This is a genomic window from Streptomyces sp. NBC_00209 (genome assembly GCF_045206345.1).
In the GTDB taxonomy this organism is placed as follows: Bacteria; Actinomycetota; Actinomycetes; order Streptomycetales; family Streptomycetaceae; genus Streptomyces.
In genome coordinates this window covers 589,175-612,209 of sequence record NZ_CP108121.1, presented here as the reverse complement: position 1 = coordinate 612,209, position 23,035 = coordinate 589,175, and the positions used below count along the sequence as shown (strand labels likewise).

Below are 23,035 nucleotides of genomic sequence, written 5' to 3'. Positions count from 1 at the left end.
AACAGGAGAAACCCATGGCCGTCACCACACCCACCCGGGCCCCCGCACCCCGCAGCGCCGAAGGGCACGGCCGCCGTCGCCACCGGCCGCCCCGCACCGGCCCCCGCCGCCCGGACCGGCCCGGCGCACTCGCGTACGGCGTGCTCGCCGCGATCACCGCCGCCTCGGTTTTCCCGCTCTACTGGAGCTTCGTCGTCGCCTCGCACGACGACAACTCGGTCCTCGCGGGCTCGACCCCGCCCCTGGTCCCCGGCGGGCACCTCTTCGAGAACATCCAGCGCGTCTTCGAGCTCTCCGCCTTCTGGCAGGCCCTCGGCAACTCGCTGATCGTCGCCTCGACCACCGCCGTCAGCAACGTGCTGCTGTCCTCCCTGGCCGGCTTCGCCTTCGCCAAACTCCGCTTCCCCGGCCGCGGCTTCCTGCTGGTCTGCGTCGTCGTCACCGTCATGGTCCCGACCCAGCTCGGCATCATCCCGCTCTACATGCTCGTCACCGACATGGGCCTGTACGGGAAGCTCTCCGCGCTCATCGTCCCCGCCCTGGTCTCCGCGATCGGCGTGTTCTGGATGCGGCAGGCCGTCGAGGAGAACATCCCCGACGAGCTGATCGAGGCCGCCCGGATGGACGGCGCGGGCCTGCTGCGCACCTACTGGCACGTGGTGGTGCCCGGTGTACGCACCACCGCGACCGTCCTCGGGATGTTCACGTTCATGTTCGCCTGGAACGACTACTTCTGGCCGCTCATCGCCCTGCCGCCGGAGAACGGCACCGTGCAGATCGCGCTCAACCAGCTCGCGGCGGGCTACTACACCGACTACACGCTCATGCTCGCGGGAGTCGTGGTGTCCGTCCTCCCGGTGCTGGTCGTCTTCACCGTCCTGGCCCGCCGCATCGTCTCGGGAGTGATGGCCGGCGCGGTCAAGGGCTGACCTTGTGGCACACCCCCTCCGTATCCACGTATCAGGAGACACATGACCGCCGCGCCGAGCGTCAGCGCACCCGGCCCCACCGGCGACAGCGCCGGGGCCATCAACAACCCCGTGCTGCCCGGATTCCACCCCGACCCCTCGATCCTGCGGGTCGGCACCGACTACTACCTCGCCACCTCCACCTTCGAATGGCTCCCCGGAGTCACCCTCCACCACTCCCGCGACCTCGTGCACTGGCGGTCCCTGGGCGGAGTGCTGGACCAGGACCGGCTGGTCGAGCTGACCGGCAGACCCGACTCCGGCGGAGTCTGGGCGCCCTGCCTCTCGTACACCGACGGGGAGTTCCACCTCGTCTACAGCGACGTCACCAACCTCTCCGGCGCGTTCAAGGACGTCCGCAACCAGGTCATCACGGCCCCCACCCCGCAGGGGCCCTGGTCCGACCCGGTGCCGTTCCCCTCGCACGGCTTCGACCCCTCGCTCTTCCACGACGACGGGCCCGGCGGCGACGGACGCAGCTGGGCCCTGTGGATGGAGTGGGACCACCGCCCCGGCCGCCATCCCTTCGGCGGGATCCTGCTCCAGGAATGGGACCGCACCGCCCGCCGTGTCACCGGCCCCGTCCACCGCATCTTCACCGGCACCGGTCTCGCCCACACCGAGGGCCCCCACCTCTACCACCGCGACGGCCGGTACTACCTGGTCACCGCCGAGGGCGGCACCGGCTGGAACCACGCCGTCACCGTCGCCCGCGCCCACCGCCCCGAAGGCCCGTACGAGACCGACCCGGCCGGGCCCCTGCTCACCTCCGCCGGACACGCGGACCACCCGCTCCAGAAGGCGGGCCACGGCAGCCTCGTCGCCACCCCCGCCGGGGAGTGGTATCTCGCCCACCTCGTCGCTCGCCCGCTCACCCCGCGCGGCGCCTGCGTCATGGGCCGGGAGACCGCGATCCAGCGCATCGAGTGGACGCCCGACGGCTGGCCCCGGCTGGCCGCCGCACCCGGCGAGGACCCCGCCGTGCCCCGCACCACCGTGCCCGGCCCCGCACTGCCCCCGGCGCCCGTCCCGGTCCCGCCCGCCCGCGACGACTTCGACGCACCGGACCTCGGCCCCGTCTGGTCCACCCTGCGGCGGCACCCCGCCCCGGACTGGCTGAGCCTCACCGAGCGCCCGGGCCACCTCCGGCTGCACGGCGCCCAGTCGCTCGGCTCCACCCACCACCAGTCCCTGGTCGCCCGCCGCCAGCAGTCACCCGCGATCACGTTCACCACCGCGATGAGCGCCGAGCCCGGCTCACCGCTCCAGATGTCGGGGCTCGTCCACTACTACAACTCGACGCTCTGGCACTACCTCCACCTCACCTGGGACGAAGCCCTCGGCCGCGTCGTCCGCCTGGGCATCTGCGACCACGGCGCGTACCGCGAACCCTGCGCGCCGCTGCCCGTCGGCGACGGGCCCCTGGAGCTCCGCCTCGCCGTACGGGGCGAGCGCGCCCTGTTCTCCGTACGCCCCGCGGGGCAGGACACCTGGCAGCCGGCCGGGCCCGAGCTGGACACCAGCCCGCTCTCCGACGAGAACGCCACCCAGGGCGACCCGGACACCGGCCACTTCCGCACCTGGGGCTTCACCGGCGCGTTCATCGGCCTGTGCGCCCAGGACCTCACCGGCGCGGGGGCACCCGCCGACTTCGACTGGACCGAATACCGGGCCGATACCCTTCCCGGAGCGGCAGCACGATGACCACACGCAGAAACGGATGGCAAGGATGACGACGGAGACCACCGGCACCTCGGGCAAGGTCACCCTGAACACGATCGCCTCGGTGGCCGGTGTCTCCGTCTCCACGGTCTCCAAGGTGCTCAACGACCGCTCCGACGTCTCCGCCGAGACCAAGGAGCGCGTCGAGTCCGTCATGGACGGCCTCGGTTACGAACGGCGCCCGGCCCGCCGCCGGGGCAGCGTGGTCGACCTGGTCCTCAACGAGCTCGACAGCCTCTGGTCCGTCGAGATCATCCGGGGCGTGGACGAGGTCCTGGCCGAGGCGGGCGCCAGCATGGTGCTCTCCGCGGTCCACGGCCGCAGCGCCGACACCCGGGAGTGGCTGGACCAGCTCGCCGCGCGTCGCAGCAGCGGGGCGATCCTCGTCGTCTCCGACCTCACCTCGCAGCAGCGCCGACGGCTCACCGCGATGGACATCCCGTTCGTCCTGGTCGACCCCGTGGGCAACGTCGACGCGCTGGTCCCCACCGTCGGCGCCACCAACTGGGCAGGCGCCGTCAGCGCCACCGAGCACCTGATCGAGCTCGGCCACACCCGGATCGCGCACCTCGCCGGACCCCGCCAGCTGCTGTGCAGCAGGGCCCGCGCCGACGGCTTCCGGGCGGCCATGGAACGCGCCGAGCTGCCCGTACCGGACGGCTGGGTCTCGCACGGTGAGTTCAACGACCGCTCGGGCCGGCAGGAGATGACCCGGCTGCTCGACGGGGCCGCGGAGCGCGGTGAGGAGCCGCCCACCGCGGTCTTCGCCGCCAGCGACCTCCAGGCGCTCGGTGCCTTCGAGGTGCTGCGCGCCCGGGGCCTGGAGATCCCGGCGGACATGAGCGTGGTCGGCTTCGACGACCTGCCCGTGGCGCGCTGGACCCACCCCGCCCTGACGACCGTGCGCCAGCCCCTGCTGGACATGGCCTCCATGGCGGCGACCACGCTGCTCCGGATCATCGACGGCGAACAGGTCGACACCCTGCGCCTGGAACTCTCGACCCGCCTGGAGGTACGCGGCTCCACCGCCGCGCCCCGTACCGCCTGAGGGACCACGCAGGAGGGCCCGGATGCCTTGCGGCATCCGGGCCCTCCTGTCGTTCGTACCGTCCGCTACGGCAGCTGCGCCGCGCGTGCCTCGCGGCGGTTGTCACGGAAGGTGTTCACCCGGCGGGCGGTCGCGAAGAGCGGGATGACCGCGCCCAGGACCACCTGGAGCGCGCAGCCGGTCTGCAGGAGCAGCTGACCGCCGGGCGCGTCCAGCGCCCAGGCCGCCAGGAGCCCCATCGCGGCCACGATCCAGCCGAGCATCGCCACCGCGAGGACGCCCCGCGGCTTCGGGTACTCGACCCGGCTGACCATCAGCCACGCCACCCCGATGATCGCGAGCAGCGTCGGGACGAAGGGCAGCTCCAGCAGCACGATCGAGATGACCGTGAGCGCTCCGAAGGGGCTCGGCATGCCCTGGAACATGCCGTCCTTCAGCGTCACGCACGAGAAGCGCGCGAGTCTGAGCACCACCGCGAGCAGCACCACGATCGCCGCGAGCGCCGAGACCCGCTGGTGTGCGTCGTCCGCGACCATGCCGTACACGAGGACGAAGTACGCCGGGGCGAGCCCGAAGCTGATGAGGTCCGAGAGGTTGTCCAGCTCGGCGCCCATCGGCGAGGAACGCAGCTTGCGGGCCACGAGCCCGTCGAACAGGTCGAAGATCGCCGCCATGAGCATGAGGATCACGGCGGTGGCGGCGGAGTGCCGCGCCATGCCGCTCTCGTCGCTGCCCGTGAGGTGCGGGATCAGGATGCCCGTGGTGGTGAAGTACACCGCCATGAACCCGCAGGTGGCGTTACCGAGGGTGAGGGTGTCCGCTATCGACAGCCGCAGCGAGAGCGGCATGTCGTCGGCGTCGTCCTCCGCCTCGGCCTCCGGGACCCAGCCGGCCTGTGTGTCGGGATCAATCACGGTCAATGCGAGTCACCCCCGCGGTGGTGGCCTGGCCGACCTCGACCGCGACGTCCACACCTTCCGGGAGGTAGATGTCGACGCGGGAGCCGAAGCGGATCAGCCCGATGCGCTCACCCTGCTCCACCTTCGTGCCCTGCGGGATGTAGGGCACGATGCGCCGGGCCACCGCGCCGGCGATCTGCACCATCTCGATGTCGCCCAGCTCGGTGTCGAAGTGCCAGACAACGCGCTCGTTGTTCTCGCTCTCCTTGTTGAACGCGGGGACGAAGCCACCGGGCACGTGCTCCACCGACGTCACCGTGCCGGCGAGCGGCGCGCGGTTCACGTGGACGTTCAGCGGGCTCATGAAGATCGCGACGCGGGTACGCCCGTCCTTCCACGGCATGATGCTCTGCACCACGCCGTCGGCCGGTGAGATGACGCGCCCCCGGGTGATCTCGCGCTCCGGGTCCCGGAAGAACCAGAGCATGCCCGCCGCGAGTGCGGTGGTGGGCACGGCCACGGCCGCCCAGCGCCCGGACCGGCGGGCGCGGGTCAGGCTGAGGGCGGCGGTGGCGACGGTCGGCAGGAGCCACGGCGAAGCTCCGCGTGCGATGCGGACCCGGCCGCGTGAGGCAGAGGTATGGCTGTCGGGCATGGATGACCTTCGTAGCGGATTGAGCCGCGCTGGCAACGGGGGACGGCGGCTTTTACCGGCGATGTTATCGGTTGCTGACCGCAACTGGGCAAGCCAGCAGCCGAGTCGGACGTCTGGAAGGCACCGGTTGAGGATGACAGGGTGTGATCTTCTTCGCGGTTAAATCACCACGAAAGGGACGATCAACCCTGGAAACGGTACTCCTCGAGGAGCCGGCGCCCGATGATCATTTTCTGGATCTCGGCGGTACCTTCACCGATCAGCAGCATCGGTGCCTCGCGGTAGAGGCGCTCGATCTCGTACTCCTTGGAGAAGCCGTAGCCGCCGTGGATACGGAAGGCGTCCTCGACGACTTCCTTGCAGTACTCGGAGGCGAGGTACTTCGCCATCCCTGCCTCCAGGTCGTTTCGCTCCCCGGAGTCCTTTTTGCGTGCCGCGTTTACCATCATCGCATGGGCGGCCTCGACCTTGGTGGCCATTTCGGCCAGCTTGAACTGGATCGCCTGGTGCTGCGCGATGGGCTTTCCGAAGGTGTGGCGCTGCTGTGCGTAGGAAACGCCCAGTTCGAAAGCACGCTGTGCGACACCGCAGCCACGGGCCGCCACATTCACCCGGCCGACCTCGACTCCGTCCATCATTTGGTAAAACCCTCGGCCCGTGACACCCCCCAGTACACGATTGGCCGGAATTCGCAGTCCGTCCATGATGAGCTCGGTGGTATCGACCCCCTTGTAACCCATCTTGTCGATCTTTCCGGGGATCGTGAGCCCGGGTCGGACCTCTCCGAAGCCCGGTTCCTTCTCCACCAGGAACGTCGTCATCGACTTGTGCGGCGCGGTGCCCTCGGGGTGTCCTTCGTCACTCCGGCACAGAACGGCGACGAGTGAGGACGTACCGCCGTTCGTCAGCCACATCTTCTGGCCGTTCAGGACGTACTCCTCGCCGTCCCTGACGCCCTTCGAGCTGATCGCCGAGACGTCCGAGCCGAGGGCCGGCTCCGACATCGAGAACGCGCCCCGCACCTCGCCCAGCGCCATGCGCGGCAGGAAGGTGTCCTTCTGCTCCTGCGTGCCGTGCTGCTTGAGCATGTACGCCACGATGAAGTGCGTGTTGATGATGCCCGACACGCTCATCCAGCCCCGGGCGATCTCCTCCACGCACAGTGCGTACGTGAGCAGTGACTCGCCCAGGCCGCCGTACTCCTCGGGGATCATCAGGCCGAACAGGCCGAGTTCCTTGAGACCCTCCACGATCTCGGTGGGGTACTCGTCGCGGTGCTCCAGCCGGGTCGCGACCGGAATGATCTCCTTGTCGACAAAGGCCCTGACCGTCGAAAGGATCTCCTGCTGGACCTCGGTGAGCCCGGCCGTCTGGGCGAGTCGCGTCATGACTGCTTCTCCACGTTCTTCTGCGAAGGCCGGCTGAGCTCCGGGCGGCCGGGCTGCTCCCCGCCCCGCTCCTTGATGTACGTCTCGGTGGGGACCATGACCTTCCGGCGGAACACGCAGACGAGCGTGCCGTCCTGCTTGTAGCCCTTGGTCTCCACATAGACGATTCCGCGGTCGCTCTTGGACCTCGACGGCGTCTTGTCCAGGACCGTCGTCTCGCCGTAGAGCGTGTCGCCGTGGAAGGTCGGCGCCACGTGCTTCAGCGACTCGATCTCCAGGTTGGCGATGGCCTTTCCGGAGACGTCCGGCACCGACATGCCGAGCAGCAACGAGTAGATGTAGTTGCCCACGACGACGTTCTTGCCGAAATCGGTCGTGCTCTCCGCGTAGTTGCTGTCCATGTGCAGCGGGTGATGATTCATGGTCAGCAGGCAGAAGAGGTGGTCGTCGTATTCGGTGACGGTCTTTCCGGGCCAGTGCTTGTAGACCGCACCGACCTCGAATTCCTCGTAAGTGCGTCCGAACTGCATTTCAGACCTCCGGGGCTTCGAACTTGGAGGTGCGCTGCATGCCGGCCGCCCGGCCCTTGCCCGCGACGACCAGGGCCATCTTGCGGCTGGCCTCGTCGATCATCTCGTCGCCGAGCATCGCCGAGCCCTTCTTGCCGCCCTCCTCGGAGGTGCACCAGTCGTAGGCGTCCAGGATCAGCTCGGCGTGGTCGTAGTCCTCCTGCGAGGGCGAGAACACCTCGTTGGCCGCGTCGACCTGACCGGGGTGCAGCACCCACTTGCCGTCGAAGCCGAGCGCCGCCGCCCGGCCCGCGACCTCGCGGTAGGCGTCCACGTCGCGGATCTGGAGGAACGGGCCGTCGATCGCCTGGAGGTCGTGCGTACGGGCGGCCATCAGGATGCGCATCAGGATGTAGTGGTAGGCGTCCGCCGGGTAGCCGGGCGGCTGCTGGCCGACGACCAGGGTCTTCATGTTGATCGACGCCATGAAGTCGGCCGGGCCGAAGATCAGCGTCTCCAGGCGGGGCGAGGCGGCACCGATCTCATCGATGTTGACGAGGCCCTTGGCGTTCTCGATCTGCGCCTCGATGCCGATACGGCCGACCTCGAAGCCCATCGTCTTCTCGATCTGCGTCAGCAGCAGGTCCAGCGCGACGACCTGCTGGGCGTCCTGCACCTTCGGCAGCATGATGCAGTCGAGGTTCGGCCCCGCGCCCTCGACCACCGTGATGACGTCGCGGTACGTCCAGTGCGTCGTCCAGTCGTTGACCCGGACCACCCGGGTCTTGCCCGTCCAGTCGCCGTTGTTCAGGGCGTCCACGATGTGGTGGCGGGCGCCCTCCTTGGCGAGCGGCGCGCAGGCGTCCTCCAGGTCCAGGAACACCTGGTCGGCCGGGAGGCCCTGGGCCTTCTCCAGGAACCGGGGGTTCGAGCCGGGCACGGCCAGACACGAGCGGCGCGGGCGCAGTCGGTTGACGGGGGTGGTCATGCGGGGACCTCCAGAGGGTCGAGCTTGTTCGCTTTCCGGATCTCGTCGACGATACGACCGATGATCTCCGTGATGCCGAAGTCCTTCGGGGTGAACACGGCGGCGACACCCGCCCTGATCAGGGCCTCGGCGTCGGCCGGGGGAATGATGCCGCCGGCGATGACCGGGATGTCGTCGGCCCCGGTGCGGCGCAGCCGGACCAGTACGTCCGGCACCAGCTCGGCGTGCGAGCCGGACAGGATGGACAGGCCGACGCAGTGGACGTCCTCGGCGACGGCCGCCGAGACGATCTGTTCGGGCGTCAGGCGGATGCCCTGGTAGACGACCTCGAAGCCGGCGTCCCTGGCCCGCACCGCGATCTGCTCGGCGCCGTTGGAGTGCCCGTCCAGGCCCGGCTTGCCGACCAGCAGCCGCAGCCGCCCGACGCCCAGGTCCTCGGCGGTCCGCGCGGTCTTCTCGCGTACGAGGGCGAGCGGCGAGCCCTCCTCGGCGGTGACCGCGACCGGGGCGGACGACACCCCGGTCGGCGCCCGGAACTCGCCGAACACGTCGCGCAGCGCCCAGGACCACTCGCCGGTGGTCACCCCGGCACGGGCGCACTCGACGGTCGCCTCCATCAGGTTCTCGGTGCCGGCGGCGGCCTTCTTCAGCGCGGCCAGCGCCTCGGTGGCCCGGGGCTCGTCGCGGTTGTCCCGCCACTCGTGGAGCGCGGCGACGACCCGCGCCTCGTTCGCCGGGTCGACCGTCATGATCGCCCCGTCGAGGTCGGCGGTGAGCGGGTTGGGCTCGGTCGTCTCGTAGACGTTGACGCCGATGATCTTCTCGTCGCCGGCCTCGATCCGGGCCCGCCGCTCGGCGTGCGAGGAGACCAGCTCGGACTTGAGGTAGCCGGACTCGACGGCCGCCATGGCGCCGCCCATCTGCTCGATCCGGTCCATCTCGGCCAGCGAGTCGGCGACCAGCTCGTCCACCTTGGCCTCGATGACGTGCGAACCGGCGAAGATGTCCTCGTACTCCAGCAGGTCGCTCTCGTGCGCCAGGACCTGCTGGATGCGCAGCGACCACTGCTGGTCCCAGGGCCGGGGGAGCCCCAGCGCCTCGTTCCAGGCGGGCAGCTGGACCGCGCGGGCCCGGGCGTCCTTGGAGAGGGTCACGGCCAGCATTTCGAGCACGATGCGCTGGACGTTGTTCTCCGGCTGCGCCTCGGTCAGGCCGAGGGAGTTGACCTGGACGCCGTAGCGGAACCGGCGCTGCTTGGCGTCGGTGATGCCGTAGCGCTCGCGGGTGACCCGGTCCCAGATGCGGCCGAAGGCGCGCATCTTGCACATCTCCTCGATGAAGCGGACGCCCGCGTTCACGAAGAACGAGATCCGCGCGACGACGGCCCCGAACTTCTCCTCGGGCACCTGCCCGGAGTCGCGCACCGCGTCGAGGACGGCGACGGCCGTCGACATCGCGTACGCGATCTCCTGGACCGGGGTGGCCCCCGCCTCCTGGAGGTGGTAGCTGCAGATGTTGATCGGGTTCCACTTGGGGATGCGGTTGACCGTGTACGTGATCATGTCGGTGGTCAGCCGCAGCGAGGGCCCGGGCGGGAAGACATGCGTCCCGCGCGACAGGTACTCCTTGACGATGTCGTTCTGCGTGGTGCCCTGGAGCCTGCCGAGGGCCTCCCCGTCAAGACCTTGCTCCTCCGCGACGACCTGGTAGAGCGCCAGCAGCCACATGGCGGTGGCGTTGATCGTCATGGAGGTGTTCATCTGCTCCAGGGGGATGTCCTGGAACAGCCGTCGCATGTCACCGAGGTGCGACACGGGCACACCGACCCGGCCGACCTCGCCGCGCGCCAGCACGTGGTCGGGGTCGTACCCCGTCTGGGTCGGCAGGTCGAAGGCGACCGACAGACCCGTCTGGCCCTTGGCGAGGTTGCGCCGGTAGAGCTCGTTGGACGCCTCGGCCGTGGAGTGGCCCGCGTACGTCCGCATGAGCCAGGGGCGGTCCTTCTGACGGCCACTCATGTCACACGTTCCGGAAGCGATTGATGGCGTCCAGGTGCTTCTCGCGCATCTCGTGGTCGCGCACGCCCATGCCCTCGCGCGGCGCCAGCGCCAGGACGCCGACCTTGCCCTGGTGGGCGTTGCGGTGCACGTCGTGGGCGGCCTGGCCGGTCTCCTCCAGCGAGTAGACCTTGGAGAGCGTCGGGTGGATCTTGCCCTTGGCGATCAGCCGGTTGGCCTCCCACGCCTCACGGTAGTTGGCGAAGTGGGAGCCGATGATGCGCTTGAGCGACATCCACAGGTAGCGGTTGTCGTACTCGTGGGTGTAGCCCGAGGTCGAGGCGCAGGTGACGATGGTGCCGCCCTTGCGGGTCACGTAGACGCTCGCGCCGAACGTCTCGCGGCCGGGGTGCTCGAAGACGATGTCCACGTCCTCGCCGCCGGTCAGCTCACGGATGCGCTTGCCGAACCGCTTCCACTCGCGCGGGTCCTGGTTCTGCTCGTCCTGCCAGAACTTGTAGCCCTCGGCGTTGCGGTCGATGATCGCCTCGGCGCCCATCTTCCGGCAGATCTCCGCCTTCTGGTCGCTGGAGACGACACAGATCGGGTTGGCGCCGCCGGCCAGCGCGAACTGTGTGGCGTACGAGCCGAGCCCGCCGCTGGCGCCCCAGATCAGCACGTTGTCGCCCTGCTTCATGCCGGCGCCGTTGCGCGAGACGAGCTGGCGGTACGCGGTCGAGTTGACGAGCCCGGGAGCCGCGGCCTCCTCCCAGCTGAGGTGGCCGGGCTTCGGCATCAGCTGGTTCGACTTGACGAGCGCGATCTCCGCCAGACCGCCGAAGTTGGTCTCGAAGCCCCAGATGCGCTGCTCCGGGTCGAGCATCGTGTCGTTGTGGCCGTCCGAGGACTCCAGCTCGACCGAGAGGCAGTGCGCGACGACCTCGTCACCGGGCTTCCAGGCGTTGACGCCCGGGCCGGTGCGCAGGACGACGCCCGCGAGGTCGGAGCCGATGACGTGGTACGGCAGGTCGTGGCGCTTGGTGAGCTCGCTGACCCGGCCGTAGCGCTCCAGGAAGCCGAAGGTGGAGACCGGCTCGAAGATCGAGGTCCAGACGGAGTTGTAGTTCACCGAGCTGGCCATGACCGCGACCAGGGCCTCGCCCGGGCCGAGCTCCGGCACCGGCACGTCCTCCACGTGGAGCGACTTGCGCGGGTCCTTGTCGCGGCTGTCGACGCCCGCGAACATCTCGGCCTCGTCCTTGTGGACGGTGACCGCGCGGTACGACTCGGGCACGGGAAGCGCCGCGAAGTCGGCGGCGGTGGGCGCGTCGGAGCCGCCCTTCGCCTCGGTCTGCGACTGGATCGCGTCCAGGATTTCCTTCACGGGTGCCTCCGATGGTGCGGCGTTTGAGGGAACGCTGAGGGGCCCTGAGAACAGGGAATGCGGGTCTGGAGGTGTGCCGTCGGTTCGGCGGGGTGGTGCTCGACTGCTTGCTCGGTGGAGCAGAAGGGTTGCCTGGTGACGCAGGCGCCCGGGCGCGCAAACGCGGTGGCTTGCGGGGACAGCCGGCGTACGTGAGATCCCAGCACGCCGGCCGCCCGGACGCCTTCAACGTATGGCACTGCGTGACAGCTGGCAAGGCACTCGGTGCCAGTAATTTCCCTCAATTGTCAGCCGGTCGCCACGCATGAGCAACACGGACGGTGGTATGGGTGCAATCGCCCCTGTATATGCGCTCAGGAGGCGGTGGGGCGGTAGAGGTACGGGGTCGTGGTGGTCAGTGCCATGAAGCCGAGGCGCTCCAGGATCGGGCGGCTGTCCTCGGTGGCGTCGACCTGGAGGTAGTCGTAGCCCCGCTCCGCCGCCACGCCCGCCCGGTGGGCCACCAGCGCCCGGTAGACGCCCCGCCCGCGCCACGCGGGGTCCGTGCCGCCGCCCCACAGCCCCGCGAACCCCGTGCCCGGGTACAGCTCCATCCGGGCCGAGCTGACCGGCTCGTCGCCCGCCATGGCCACGAGCGCCACGAAATGCTCCGGGTCCTCCCGCAGCCGGTCCAGGACCAGCCGGCGCAGCCAGGACCCGTCCCGGCCGAAGGCCCGCTCATTGGCGCGCGCCATCAGCTCCGCGCCCGCCTCGTCCCGTACCTCTTCCAGCCGGACGCCCTCCGGCACCCGCACCTCCGTGGCGAGTTCGGCCACCCGCGCCACGAGCAGGGTCTCCTGCTCCTCGGCCTCGAAGCCGGCCGCCAGCAGCCGCGCGCCCAGGTCGGCGGGCCGGTCGTGCCCGTACAGCTTCCACTCGAACTCGTCGCAGCCCAGCACCTCGCTGTGGGCCACCTGGGCGGCGATCGCCGCGTCCGCCCGGGCGGCGTCCAGGTCCGGCGAGGACCACACCACCCCGTTCCAGTCGTGCGCGGCGCCCATCTGCCGTACGACGTCCCCCACGCGCTCGGCGCGGCCGTCAGGGCGGGTCTGTTCGCGCATCACCCGGTCGAAGACGGCGAGGAGGCGGGCGCGCTCGGATGTCACATGATCGTTCATGCGCCACACCCCAGCACCGGGGGCCCGCCACGGCAACAGGGTTTCCCGGGGCGGCTCAGCGCTCCTTGAGGGCCTGCTGGATCGTCCGCATCACTTCGTCCAGGGGCGCGTCCGTACGCGCCACCGCGACCAGCACCTCGCCCTGGGTCTCCACCGACGCGGCCGGCGGCTGCGTGGGCTCGGCGCCCGCCGTGCGGCCGGCGCCGATGCCCGTACCGAAGGTGTCGCGCACGATGGCGAACGCCTGGTCGAGCTGCGCCTCCACATCGCCCTGCCCGTCCGCCCGCAGCCAGCGGCGCAGCACATGGTTGTGCGCGGTGACGACGGCGGACGCGGCGACCTCCGCCAGCAACGGGTCGTCGTTGCCGGGGTGCTGGTCGCGCTCGTCGAAGTGGCCCAGCAGATAGCGCGTGAACAGCCGCTCGTAGCGGGCCACCGAGGCGATCTCCGCCTGCCGCAGGGTCGGCACCTCGCGGGTCAGCTTGTAACGGGCCACCGAGACCGCGGGCTTGGCCGCGTACATCCGCATGACTTCCTTGATGCCCCGGCACACCGTGTCGAGCGGGTGCTCGTGCGCGGGGGCCGCGTTGAGGACGGCCTCGGCCCGTACGAGGGTGTCGTCGTGGTCCGGGAAGATGGCCTCTTCCTTGGAACGGAAGTGGCGGAAGAAGGTCCGCCGGGCCACGCCCGCCGCGCCCGCGATCTCATCGACCGTGGTCGCTTCGTACCCCTTCGTCGCGAAGAGTTCCATCGCCGCGGCGGCCAGCTCGCGGCGCATTTTGAGCCGCTGGGCAGCGGCTCGGGTTCCTGCGGCACTCTCCGGGACGTCGGGCGCGGCGGACACACGGGTGGACCTGGCGGGCTGGGGCATGGTGTGAACGTACTGCATGGGGGCGGGAGAGCGCGCCTGCGGGGGCGGGCCGCCCGGAGGCCCGAGCAGCCCGCCCCAGCCGGCCCCCGCGTCAGCGCCGGGCATATTCGCGGAATCCGCGCCCCGTCTTGCGGCCGAGGCAGCCCGCGGCCACCAGGTGCTCCAGGAGCGGGGCGGGCGCCAGGCCCGGGTCGCGGAACTCGTTGTGGAGCACCTTCTCGATGGCCAGCGAGACATCGAGCCCGACCACGTCCAGCAGCTCGAACGGGCCCATCGGATAGCCGCCGCCCAGCTTCATCGCGGCGTCGATGTCATCGAGGGACGCGTAGTGCTCCTCGACCATCTTGATGGCGTTGTTGAGGTACGGGAACAGCAGCGCGTTCACGATGAAGCCCGCCCGGTCCCCGCAGTCCACCGGGTGCTTGCGGACCGTGTGGCACACCTCGTGGACCGTGGCGTGCACCTCGTCGGCGGTGAGCACCGTACGCACGACCTCGACCAGCTTCATCGCGGGCGCCGGGTTGAAGAAGTGCATCCCGACGACGTCCTCGGGCCGCCCGGTGGCCCGGGCGATCGCGACGACCGGCAACGAGGAGGTCGTCGTGGCCAGCACCGCACCCGGCCGGCACACCTTGTCCAGCGTGGCGAACAGCTCCTGCTTGACCAGCAGGTCCTCGGCGACCGCCTCCACGGCCAGGTCCACCTCGGCGAACGCGTCCAGTGAGGCCGCCGCGGTGATTCTGCCCAGCGCCTCGTCCCGGGCCTGCTCGCTCAGCCGCCCCTTGGCGACCGACCGGCCCAGCGACGTGGCGATCCTGCCCTTGGCGAGGTCCGCCTTCTCCTGGCCGCGCGCGGCGAGCACCACGTCGTAACCCGCCTTGGCGAAGACCTCGGCGATCCCCGAGGCCATCGTCCCCGAGCCCGCGACGCCCACCGACCGCACGGGGCGCCCGGCGGCCTCCTCGCCGCGCGGCGCGGGCGTCAGCGCGTCCGGCACCACGGTCCGGCTGCCCGGCTCGGCGTAGGTGTAGAAGCCGCGGCCGGCCTTGCGGCCGGTCAGCCCGGCGGAGGCGAGCTGACCCAGGATGGGCGCGGGGGCGTGCAGGCGGTCGTGCGAGGTGGAGTACATCGCCTCCAGGACCGTACGGGCCGTGTCGATCCCGATCAGGTCCAGCAGGGCCAGCGGACCCATCGGCAGACCGCAGCCCAGCTTCATCGCGGCGTCGATGTCCTCGCGGGTGGCGTAGTTCGCCTCGTACATCGCGGCGGCCTGGTTGAGGTAGCCGAACAGCAGGCCGTCCGCGACGAACCCGGGCCGGTCGCCGACGGCCACCGGCTCCTTGCCCAGCAGCCGCGCCAGCTCGGTGACCGCCTCGACGGCCGGCGGGGCCGTCAGCACCGAGGAGACCACCTCGACCAGCTTCATCGCCGGCGCCGGGTTGAAGAAGTGCAGGCCGAGCACCCGCTCGGGGTGCTGCGACTCGGCCGCGAGACGGGTCACCGACAGGGCGTTGGTGCCGGTCGCGAGGATCGTGCTCGGGGAGACGACCGCGTCGAGATCCCGGAAGACCTGCTGCTTGATCGCGTACGACTCCGGCACGACCTCGATGACCAGCTCGGCGTCGGCGGCCGCCCGGAGGTCGGAGAACGTACGGAAGCGGGCGAGCGCGTCGCGCCGCTCCTCCTCGGTGATCCGCCCGCGCTCCACGGCGCGGGCGGTGGACGCCTCCAGCGAGGTGACGGCCCGGCGGGCGGCCGCCTCGTCGGTGTCGATGCCGATGACCTCACGGCCGGAGCGGGCGAGGACCTCGGCGATTCCGGTGCCCATCGTGCCGAGGCCGACGACGGCAATGGTGGAGAGAGGGATGTCCATCACGGGACTCCAGGGATGAGTGACGACTGAGGGGACGCACGGGGCGCGCGCGGCGCGGGGCGTGCGGGAGGTGCCTGTCGTGGTGTTCGACCACCGGGCGTGATCCACGCTCGGGACCGGAATGGAGCGACGGACCCTGTCCCGGGGCCACGTCTCGTGCAGCTGCCGAACCGACAACACTCCGGGTGGCTGCGTCACCAGGCCATCGGAGCGACGGGAGTACGTCCCGCTCAACTGAGCTTAACCAGTGAGTAACGAGCGCGCCAGCCCTGGCCAGTTGTGGCCCGCACCACATTTCGGGGCCCCGCCGATACGCACCGTGTCCGCCGATACGCTGACGGTCATGGATGACGAGGAGTTCCGGTCACTGGCGCACCGCGTGGCCGACGAGGCGGGGGAGTCGGCGGCCTGCCGCGCCCTGCTCGCCACGGAGGACGACGAGGAACTGGCCCGGGTCCTCGTCGAGCACGAACGCCCGCTCTGGGCCCGCGAGATCGCCGCGTTCCGCCTGGGCTGCGCCGGGGACCGCCGCGCATTCGAACCCCTGGTGCTCCTCCTCAACCACCGCGACCCCGACCGCTGCGTCAGCGCCGCCCACGCCCTGACCCGCCTCGCCGACCCCCGCACCCCCCGCGCAGCCGCCGCCCTCGCCACCAACCCCCTGCGCACGGCCTACGCCCTCCACCCGGTCCGCCTGCTCACCACGCTCCGGGCCCCGGAATCCGTACCGGCCCTCGTCACCACCCTGTCCCGGCTGCTCGGCCCGGACGAACCCCACTGGCGCGTCGCCCTGGCGTGCGTGGAGGGCCTGGGGGCCCTGGGGGACGCCGCCGCCCGCCCGGTCCTGGAGGCGGCAGTGCCCCGGCCCCGGCTGGCGGGAGCGGCCCGGGAGGCGCTCAGGCGGCTGGGGTGAGCGTGCGTACGTACCGCACCTCCGGTACCCCGACGCCGTCCACGTCGAAGGGCTCCTCCGCCCCGTCCGCGTGGAAGCCCGCGCGCTCGTAGAAGCGGCGGGCCGGGGCGTTGTCCTTCAGCACCCACAGGGCGAGGTCGGGGTGCCCGGCGGCGGTGGCCCGCGCCAGTACCTCGGCCATCAGGGCCCGGCCCACGCCGGTCCCGGTCTGTTCCGGGAGGACGTAGATCGCGTACAGCTCCCCGCGTTCGAGCCGGTGTCCGTCCTCGCGGTACGGGCCGAGGGCCGCCCAGCCGACGACGCCGAGGCCGGGCCGCTCGGCGACCACGTTGACGACGCCGTTCCGCGAGCTCAGGTACCGGCGCCGCAGTTCCGCGTCCTCGGCGATGTCCATCGCGTCCAGGTGGGCCTGCGGCATGAGCCCCGCGTAGGCGCTCTGCCAGCCGCGCACCCGGACCGTCGCGACGGCCTCGCAGTCGTCGGGCGTCATGTCGCGGATCCATGGGGCGGGGGCGTGCGCGGGGGCCGGCCGGTTGTTCACGCGGCCATCCTCGCGCACGCCCCCGGGAGAGGCACCGCCTTTTCTCAGCCCCGGAACCCCAGCAGCCCGTGCAGCGTGCTGCCCGTGTCCGGGCGGGGCGCCGGGCGGGCCGACTTGGCGGTCTCCGGCTTCGGGTCCGGGGTCTTCGCGCAGACCGCGTCCGCCTCGCCGCGGCCGGCGCGGGGGACCGTGCCCTTGGCCAGGTAGTCCGTCAGGTAGCGGTCCAGGCAGGCGTTGCCGCTCAGGGTGACGCCGTGGTTGCCGCCGCTCTGCTCGACCACCAGGCGGGAGCCGCGCAGCTTGCGGTGCAGGGTGACTCCGCCCTCGTACGGGGTGGCCGCGTCGTCCGTCGCCTGGAACAGCAGGACCGGGGGCAGGGCGTGGTTGGACACCCGCACCGGGTTCAGCGGCTCCACCGGCCAGTCGGAGCACGGCGCGTTGTACCAGGTGTTGCCCCAGGCCATGAACGGGGCCTTCGCGTGCACCCGCCAGGTGTCGTTGCGCCAGGTGTTCCAGTCGCGCGGCCAGTCGGAGTCCCGGCACTGGACGGCCGTGTAGACCGAGTAGCCGTTGTCGCCCTCCGCGTCCACCGCGCCGAACCGTTCGAACGCGGCGACGAGCGGCTTCTCGTCCTTGTCGTTGACGTATGCGGCGAACGCCTCGGCCAGCACCGGCCAGTAGCCGTTGTAGTAGCCGCCGGGCAGGAAGGTGTCGTCCAGCTCGCCCGCGCCGACCTTCTTGCCCGCCGGGTGCTTCTTCACCGCGTCCCGCATCCGGTACCAGGCGGCCTCGACCTTCGCCGGGTCACCGCCCAGGTGGTACGTGGCGTCGTACTTCGCGACCCAGGCGGCGAACGCCTTGTGCCGGGTGTCGAACGCGTAGTCCTGGGTGAGGTTGTCCTCGTACCAGACGCCCTCGGGGTCCACGTTCGAGTCGAGGACCAGGCGCCGGACGCGGTCCGGGAAGAGCTTCGCGTACACCGTGCCGAGGTAGGTGCCGTAGGAGTAGCCGAGGTAGTTGAGCTGCCGCGCCCCGGTCGCGCGGCGGATCACGTCCAGGTCCTTGGCCGCGCTCACCGTGTCCATGTAGGGGAGCAGGTCCGGGTACTTCTCGCCGCAGGCCGCCGCGAAGTCACGGGCGCGGTTGCGGTTGACCCGCTCGCCGCCGAGGGACTGCGGTACGGGGTCGGGCCTGGCCGGGTCGAAGTACCCGGGCAGGCAGTCCAGGGCCGGGCGGCTCTTCCCGACGCCGCGCGGGTCGAAACCGATCACGTCGTACTGCGAGGCGACCGCCTTCGGCAGCGAGGCGGCGACGAAACCCGCCATCGACAGGCCGCTGCCGCCGGGCCCGCCGGGGTTCACCAGCAGCGGGCCCTGGAAGGTCCTGGAGGTGTGCGGTACGCGCGTCAGGGCCAGGGTGACCTGGCGGCCCGCCGGGTCGTCGTGGTCGAGCGGGGAGCGCACCGTCGCGCACTGGAGCGTCGGGGAGGACTTCGTACCGCAGTCCTTCCAGGCGAGCGGTGCGGCACGCGGCGTCGAGGTGTCCGCCGTGGCCGGCGCGGCGGTCACCAGACCGGCGACCGTCGCCCCGAGGGCGCACAGCAGTACTGAACGGTTCGTCATATGGCCTCCCGGGATGGGGGAACACGGCTGCGCGGTACGCAGCCCCCGCCGCATGTTCCCCGCAATCGGAGCCGGAAGGACCCGTTGTGGTGAGAGATGACCCGTTTGCGCACCCGTGCGGGCGCCGCCCGCTCAGAGCAGGGTGAGCTGGGTGGGCTCCGAGCCGTCGAGCGGCGGACGCGGCTCGCGCCGGGGGAGCTTGCGCGCCGTGCCCCGGTGCGCGGGCCCGATGCCGTACTCGGCCGCCAGCTCGTGCACGTACCGGGTGATACGGCGCTGGTACCAGGTCGGTGCGTAGGCGCCGTCCGCGTACAGCCGCTCGTAACGCCGTACGAGATGCGGGTGGTGGTGGCCCAGCCACTCCATGAACCACTCCCGGGCGCCGGGGCGCAGATGCAGGACCAGCGGGGTCACCGACGTCGCGCCGGCGGCGGCGACCGCGCGGACGGTGGCCCGCAGCTGCTCGGGGCCGTCACCGAGGTGCGGGATGACCGGCGCCATCAGCACCCCGCAGCCGATGCCGACCTCGCTCAGCCTCCGTACGACGTCGAGGCGGCGCTCCGGCGAGGGCGTGCCGGGTTCCACGGTCCGCCACAGCTCGGGGTCGGTGAAGCCCACCGAGACCGAGACGCCGACCTCGGTGACCTCGGCGGCCTGCCGCAGCAGCTCCAGGTCGCGGAGGATCAGCGTGCCCTTGGTCAGGATCGAGAACGGGTTCGCGTGGTCGCGCAGGGCGTTCAGGATGCCGGGCATCAGCCGGTAGCGGCCCTCCGCCCGCTGGTAGCAGTCGACGTTGGTGCCCATCGCGACGTGCGCCCCGTGCCAGCGCGGCGAGGCGATCTCGCGGCGGACCAGCTCCGGGGCGTTGACCTTGACGACGATCTGCGAGTCGAAGCCGAGCCCGGTGTCGAGGTCGAGATAGCTGTGGGTCTTGCGGGCGAAGCAGTAGACGCAGGCGTGCGTGCAGCCCCGGTACGGATTCACGGTCCATTCGAACGGCATCCGCGAGGCGCCGGGCACTCGGTTCACGATCGAGCGGGCCCGGATCTCGTGGAAGGTGATGCCCCGGAATTCCGGGGTGTCGAAGGTGCGGGTGGTCACCGCGTCGGCGGCGAAGAGCGCACCCGTACCGCTCGTGGGGTGGTTGGCGTTGTCTTCAGCCAGATTGTCCCAGCGCATGGACGCCTCCTCGGTAGTTCTGGACCGAGAATAGAACACTTGTTCCCATGATCGTTTTTTCCCCTTCGTCCCGGCCCGGATTTTGAGCCCGACACACGAGGTGGTTGGCTCAGCACACCCCGAAGAACCGAGTGCTGGAGGAGCAGGCATGGCGCAGGTCGAAGCCACGACGGAGCGGATCATCGCGGCGGACGCGGAGGCGGTGTTCGACGCGCTGGCCGATTACAAGGACGTCCGCGGCAAGGTGCTCCCCGCGCACTACGGCGAGTACGAGGTGCGCGAGGGCGGCGACGGCGAGGGCACCCTCGTCCACTGGAAGCTCCAGGCCACCAGCAAGCGGGTGCGCGACTGCCTCCTGGAGGTCACCGAGCCGACCGATGGCCAGCTCGTGGAGAAGGACCGCAACTCCTCGATGGTCACCACCTGGACCGTCACCCCGGCCGGCGAGGGCAGGTCCAAGGCCGTCGTGACGACCGTGTGGAACGGCGCCGGGGGCATCGGCGGCTTCTTCGAGAAGACCTTCGCGCCCAAGGGCCTCGCCCGGATCTACGACGAGCTGCTGGCGAACCTCGCCGCCGAGGTCGAGAACTGACCCCGCGTCGTCACCGCCCGGCCTCACCGGTTCGGGTGGTCTTTGCGGCGGGGTGGTTGTGCGCCGTAGTGCCTCTCACCGGGGGATACGCCCCCTGAGTGCGCCGTCAGCGCCCCCCGTCGCGTTTGCCCTCACTTATCGCGCGATGCGAGAAATGTGCGGCAGCGCGACGAGGGGAGCGGCACGTGGTGGGTGGCATCACACTGTTGGAGGACGAGCCCGGCGGCCCGGGGGACGTCGAGGCGGTGCCCGCGCCCGCCCCGCCCCCGCCGCCGCCCACCGCGACGGAGACCGCCCCCGGTGGCACGTCCGGCGGCGTCGAGACGGACCCCCGCCGCATCCGGCTGGTCTTCGTCGGGCTGATGCTCACGCTCCTGCTCGCGGCGCTCGACCAGATGATCGTCGCCACCGCGCTCCCGAAGATCGTCGGCGAGCTGCACGGCCTGGAGAAGATGTCCTGGGCGGTCACCGCCTATCTGCTCGCCTCCACGATCGGACTGCCGGTCTACGGGAAGCTGGGCGACCTCTTCGGCCGCAAGGGCGTCTTCCAGTTCGCCATCGTCGTCTTCGTCGTCGGCTCCGCGCTGGCCGGCTGGTCCCGCACCATGGACCAGCTCATCGCCTTCCGGGCGATCCAGGGCATCGGCGGCGGCGGGCTGATGATCGGCGTGCAGGCGATCATCGCGGACGTGGTCCCGCCCCGCGAGCGCGGCCGGTTCATGGGCCTCATCGGCGCCGCCTTCGGCCTCGCCTCGGTGGCCGGGCCGCTGCTCGGCGGCTTCTTCACGGACCACGCCTCCTGGCGCTGGTGCTTCTACATCAACGTGCCGTTCGGCCTGGTCACCCTCGCCGTGATCACCGTCGTCCTCAAGCTCCCGCGGCCCACCGTCCGCCCCCGGCTCGACATCCTCGGCGCCGCCCTCCTCGCCGCCGCCTCCACCTGCCTGGTGCTGCTGACCAGCTGGGGCGGCACGGAGTACGCCTGGGGCTCGGGCACCATCCTGGGGCTGGGCGCCGGAGCTGCCGGAACGACTCTGCTGTTCGTCGTCGTGGAGCGCCGCGCCGCCGAACCGATCATCCCGCTCCGGCTGTTCCGCGACTCGATCTTCAACGTGACCGCCCTGGTCGGCGCGGTCGTCGGCGTGGCGCTGTTCGGCGCCGCCAGCTATCTGCCGACCTTCCTCCAGATGGTCGACGGGGCCACCGCGACCGAGTCCGGGCTGCTGATGCTCCCCATGATGGGCGGCATCGTCGGCGCCTCCGTGATCTCGGGCCAGCTCATCTCCCGCACCGGGCGCTACCGGGTCTACCCGATCGCGGGCTGCGCGATCTCGGCGGTGGGCATGTGGCTGCTGTCCCGGCTGGAGACCGACACCCCGCGCTTCGAGTACAGCATCGCGCAGGCGGTCCTCGGCCTCGGGATCGGGCTGATCATGCCGGTCCTGGTCCTCGCCGTGCAGAACTCCGTGCGCCCCGCCGACCTGGGCACCGCCACCAGCGCCAACAACTACTTCCGGCAGATCGGCGGCAGCGTCGGCGCCGCCGTCTTCGGCACCCTGTTCGCCGGCCGGCTGGCCGACGCGCTCGCCGTCCGGCTGCCCTCCGGGGCGGACCTCCCCGATCCGGAGTCGATCAGCCCGCAGCTGGTCCACACGATGGAGCCCGTACTGCGGGACGCCTACATCCAGGCGTACGCCGACGCGATGCCCCGGATCTTCCTCTACCTCGTGCCGGTCCTCGTGCTCGGCCTGTTCTTCGCCTTCTTCCTCAAGGAGAAACCGCTGGTGTCCCACAGCCCCGAAACCACCGCAGGCCCCGAAGCCACCACCGAGTACACCCCGATCCCCTCCGCCCGCACCGACACCGCCGTCCCGTCCGCCGGCTACCTCTCCGGCGTCCCGGTCTCCGGCAGCGTCCAGCACTCCGACGGTACGAAGGTGCCGCGCGCCGCCCTCACGCTCATCGACGTCCAGGGCCAGCAGGTCGGCCGGGGTGCCAGCGGCGACGAGGGGCGGTACGCGCTCAGCGTGCCGGGCGCCGGTTCGTACGTCCTGATCGCCGCCGCCGGGGGCCACCAGCCGCAGGCCGTCAGCGTCACCGTCGGGGAACGCCCGGTCGAGCTGGACGTGGTGCTCGGCGGCGCCGGCCGCCTCGCCGGCACCGTCGTCACGGCCGACGGGGTGCCCGTACGCGACGCGGCCGTCACGCTGACCGACGTACGCGGCGAGGTCGTCGCCTCCACGCGCAGCGGCCGCGAGGGCGGCTACGTGATCAGCGAGCTGGTCGCCGGCGAGTACACCCTCGCGGCCTCCGCCCCGGCCTTCCGGCCCGCCGCGCTCCCGGTCAGCGTGCAGGCCGCCCGGGAGACCCGGCAGGACATCGAACTGGCCGGCGGCGCCGTGCTGCGCGGGATCGTCCGGGCCACCGCCGGGCGGCCCGTCGAGGACGCCCGGGTCACGCTCCTGGACGCGGCGGGCAACGTGGTGGACACCGTGACCACCGGCCCGGACGGCGCGTTCCGCTTCGTGGACCTGTCCACCGGCGAGTACACCGTGATCGCGGCCGGCTACCCGCCCGTCGCCACGGTCCTCCAGGTCGCCGGCGGCGGGCGCACCGAGCGCGACCTCCAGCTGGGGCACGAGGACTGAAGCGGTGCGCCCTCAAGCGCGCGGGGCGCACCACCCCCGCGGGGGATTCCGCCGATGACCCGCGGGCGCCGGCCGCATCCC

The 23,035-nt window shown here is 71.2% G+C and carries 19 protein-coding genes; 6 read left to right on the top strand and 13 right to left on the bottom strand.

The genetic code is table 11. The features are described from left to right. The first annotated feature begins 14 nt into the window (after nt 1-14). Genes OG867_RS02735 through OG867_RS02725 form a run of 3 tightly spaced genes read left to right on the top strand, consistent with a single transcriptional unit; the run spans nt 15 to nt 3,738 of the window. Entirely contained in the window at nt 15-929 is a 915-nt protein-coding gene (locus OG867_RS02735) for a carbohydrate ABC transporter permease (protein WP_328903499.1), read from the top strand. Nucleotides 930-971: 42 nt separating this feature from the next. Next, entirely contained in the window at nt 972-2,672 is a 1,701-nt protein-coding gene (locus tag OG867_RS02730) for a glycoside hydrolase family 43 protein (RefSeq protein WP_406282274.1), read from the top strand. Between the two features lie 25 nt (nt 2,673-2,697). Beyond that, the gene (locus OG867_RS02725; RefSeq protein ID WP_406282271.1) at nt 2,698-3,738 is read left to right on the top strand and encodes a LacI family DNA-binding transcriptional regulator; all 1,041 of its coding nucleotides are present in this window, start codon (nt 2,698-2,700) and stop codon (nt 3,736-3,738) included. A 65-nt stretch (nt 3,739-3,803) separates the two neighbouring features. Here the strand turns inward: OG867_RS02725 and pssA are convergent, their stop codons facing one another. The 10 genes from pssA to OG867_RS02675 form a co-directional block, all read right to left on the bottom strand. After that, nucleotides 3,804-4,658 carry a CDP-diacylglycerol--serine O-phosphatidyltransferase gene (pssA, locus tag OG867_RS02720; protein WP_018100354.1) on the bottom strand — a complete coding sequence of 285 codons (855 nt, stop codon included), beginning with the start codon at nt 4,656-4,658 and terminating at the stop codon, nt 3,804-3,806. Continuing rightward, nucleotides 4,645-5,292, bottom strand: coding sequence for a phosphatidylserine decarboxylase (locus OG867_RS02715; protein WP_018100353.1), 648 nt, complete (start codon nt 5,290-5,292; stop codon nt 4,645-4,647). Before OG867_RS02715 ends, pssA begins: the two co-directional genes overlap by 14 nt. A 182-nt stretch (nt 5,293-5,474) precedes the next feature. Next, nucleotides 5,475-6,680, bottom strand: coding sequence for an acyl-CoA dehydrogenase family protein (locus OG867_RS02710; RefSeq protein ID WP_328903502.1), 1,206 nt, complete (start codon nt 6,678-6,680; stop codon nt 5,475-5,477). Beyond that, complete coding sequence (locus OG867_RS02705; RefSeq protein WP_328903503.1) at nt 6,677-7,210, bottom strand: MaoC family dehydratase; 534 nt, start codon at nt 7,208-7,210, stop codon at nt 6,677-6,679. Before OG867_RS02705 ends, OG867_RS02710 begins: the two co-directional genes overlap by 4 nt. Nucleotide 7,211: 1 nt before the next feature. Continuing rightward, nucleotides 7,212-8,177 carry a CoA ester lyase gene (locus tag OG867_RS02700; protein ID WP_328903504.1) on the bottom strand — a complete coding sequence of 322 codons (966 nt, stop codon included), beginning with the start codon at nt 8,175-8,177 and terminating at the stop codon, nt 7,212-7,214. After that, a complete protein-coding gene (locus OG867_RS02695; RefSeq protein WP_406282265.1) occupies nt 8,174-10,195 on the bottom strand; it encodes a protein meaA in 2,022 nt (673 codons plus the stop codon). Before OG867_RS02695 ends, OG867_RS02700 begins: the two co-directional genes overlap by 4 nt. A 1-nt stretch (nt 10,196) precedes the next feature. Further along, complete coding sequence (gene ccrA / locus OG867_RS02690; protein WP_406282262.1) at nt 10,197-11,558, bottom strand: crotonyl-CoA carboxylase/reductase; 1,362 nt, start codon at nt 11,556-11,558, stop codon at nt 10,197-10,199. A gap of 353 nt (nt 11,559-11,911) precedes the next feature. Next, entirely contained in the window at nt 11,912-12,715 is an 804-nt protein-coding gene (locus OG867_RS02685; protein WP_406282259.1) for a GNAT family N-acetyltransferase, read from the bottom strand. A gap of 55 nt (nt 12,716-12,770) precedes the next feature. Then, entirely contained in the window at nt 12,771-13,586 is an 816-nt protein-coding gene (locus tag OG867_RS02680) for a TetR family transcriptional regulator (RefSeq protein WP_328903507.1), read from the bottom strand. Nucleotides 13,587-13,677: 91 nt separating this feature from the next. Further along, nucleotides 13,678-15,459, bottom strand: coding sequence for a 3-hydroxyacyl-CoA dehydrogenase family protein (locus tag OG867_RS02675; protein WP_406282254.1), 1,782 nt, complete (start codon nt 15,457-15,459; stop codon nt 13,678-13,680). A gap of 343 nt (nt 15,460-15,802) precedes the next feature. Here OG867_RS02675 and OG867_RS02670 point away from each other — a divergent pair, with 343 nt between their 5' ends. Further along, entirely contained in the window at nt 15,803-16,372 is a 570-nt protein-coding gene (locus OG867_RS02670; protein WP_406282251.1) for a HEAT repeat domain-containing protein, read from the top strand. Here OG867_RS02670 and OG867_RS02665 read toward each other — a convergent pair. From OG867_RS02665 to OG867_RS02655, 3 genes are all read right to left on the bottom strand, one after another. After that, nucleotides 16,356-16,862, bottom strand: coding sequence for a GNAT family N-acetyltransferase (locus OG867_RS02665; protein ID WP_406290721.1), 507 nt, complete (start codon nt 16,860-16,862; stop codon nt 16,356-16,358). The two genes, OG867_RS02670 and OG867_RS02665, sit on opposite strands and share 17 nt — an antisense overlap. Before the next feature lie 95 nt (nt 16,863-16,957). Beyond that, nucleotides 16,958-18,535, bottom strand: coding sequence for an alpha/beta hydrolase (locus tag OG867_RS02660; protein ID WP_406282248.1), 1,578 nt, complete (start codon nt 18,533-18,535; stop codon nt 16,958-16,960). 132 nt (nt 18,536-18,667) lie between these two features. Further along, entirely contained in the window at nt 18,668-19,714 is a 1,047-nt protein-coding gene (locus OG867_RS02655; protein WP_406282245.1) for an Rv2578c family radical SAM protein, read from the bottom strand. A 148-nt stretch (nt 19,715-19,862) separates the two neighbouring features. Between OG867_RS02655 and OG867_RS02650 the strand changes: the two genes are divergently transcribed. Together OG867_RS02650 and OG867_RS02645 are read left to right on the top strand one after the other, a co-directional pair. Continuing rightward, nucleotides 19,863-20,306 (top strand): SRPBCC family protein, encoded by a 444-nt coding sequence (locus tag OG867_RS02650; protein ID WP_406282242.1) that lies wholly within the window; start codon nt 19,863-19,865, stop codon nt 20,304-20,306. A 185-nt stretch (nt 20,307-20,491) separates the two neighbouring features. Further along, a complete protein-coding gene (locus OG867_RS02645) occupies nt 20,492-22,954 on the top strand; it encodes an MFS transporter (RefSeq protein WP_406282239.1) in 2,463 nt (820 codons plus the stop codon). Nucleotides 22,955-23,035 lie beyond the last annotated feature (81 nt).

Excerpts from the sequence above, each read along its gene's own strand:
- OG867_RS02735 (WP_328903499.1), top strand. The coding sequence starts at position 15 with ATGGCCGTCACCACACCCACCCGGGCCCCCGCACCCCGCAGCGCCGAA.
- OG867_RS02730 (WP_406282274.1), top strand. The coding sequence starts at position 972 with ATGACCGCCGCGCCGAGCGTCAGCGCACCCGGCCCCACCGGCGACAGC.
- OG867_RS02725 (WP_406282271.1), top strand. The coding sequence starts at position 2,698 with ATGACGACGGAGACCACCGGCACCTCGGGCAAGGTCACCCTGAACACG.
- OG867_RS02715 (WP_018100353.1), bottom strand. The coding sequence starts at position 5,292 with ATGCCCGACAGCCATACCTCTGCCTCACGCGGCCGGGTCCGCATCGCA.
- OG867_RS02710 (WP_328903502.1), bottom strand. The coding sequence starts at position 6,680 with ATGACGCGACTCGCCCAGACGGCCGGGCTCACCGAGGTCCAGCAGGAG.
- OG867_RS02705 (WP_328903503.1), bottom strand. The coding sequence starts at position 7,210 with ATGCAGTTCGGACGCACTTACGAGGAATTCGAGGTCGGTGCGGTCTAC.
- OG867_RS02700 (WP_328903504.1), bottom strand. The coding sequence starts at position 8,177 with ATGACCACCCCCGTCAACCGACTGCGCCCGCGCCGCTCGTGTCTGGCC.
- OG867_RS02695 (WP_406282265.1), bottom strand. The coding sequence starts at position 10,195 with ATGAGTGGCCGTCAGAAGGACCGCCCCTGGCTCATGCGGACGTACGCG.
- OG867_RS02685 (WP_406282259.1), bottom strand. The coding sequence starts at position 12,715 with ATGAACGATCATGTGACATCCGAGCGCGCCCGCCTCCTCGCCGTCTTC.
- OG867_RS02680 (WP_328903507.1), bottom strand. The coding sequence starts at position 13,586 with ATGCCCCAGCCCGCCAGGTCCACCCGTGTGTCCGCCGCGCCCGACGTC.
- OG867_RS02675 (WP_406282254.1), bottom strand. The coding sequence starts at position 15,459 with ATGGACATCCCTCTCTCCACCATTGCCGTCGTCGGCCTCGGCACGATG.
- OG867_RS02670 (WP_406282251.1), top strand. The coding sequence starts at position 15,803 with ATGGATGACGAGGAGTTCCGGTCACTGGCGCACCGCGTGGCCGACGAG.
- OG867_RS02665 (WP_406290721.1), bottom strand. The coding sequence starts at position 16,862 with ATGACGCCCGACGACTGCGAGGCCGTCGCGACGGTCCGGGTGCGCGGC.
- OG867_RS02660 (WP_406282248.1), bottom strand. The coding sequence starts at position 18,535 with ATGACGAACCGTTCAGTACTGCTGTGCGCCCTCGGGGCGACGGTCGCC.
- OG867_RS02655 (WP_406282245.1), bottom strand. The coding sequence starts at position 19,714 with ATGCGCTGGGACAATCTGGCTGAAGACAACGCCAACCACCCCACGAGC.
- OG867_RS02650 (WP_406282242.1), top strand. The coding sequence starts at position 19,863 with ATGGCGCAGGTCGAAGCCACGACGGAGCGGATCATCGCGGCGGACGCG.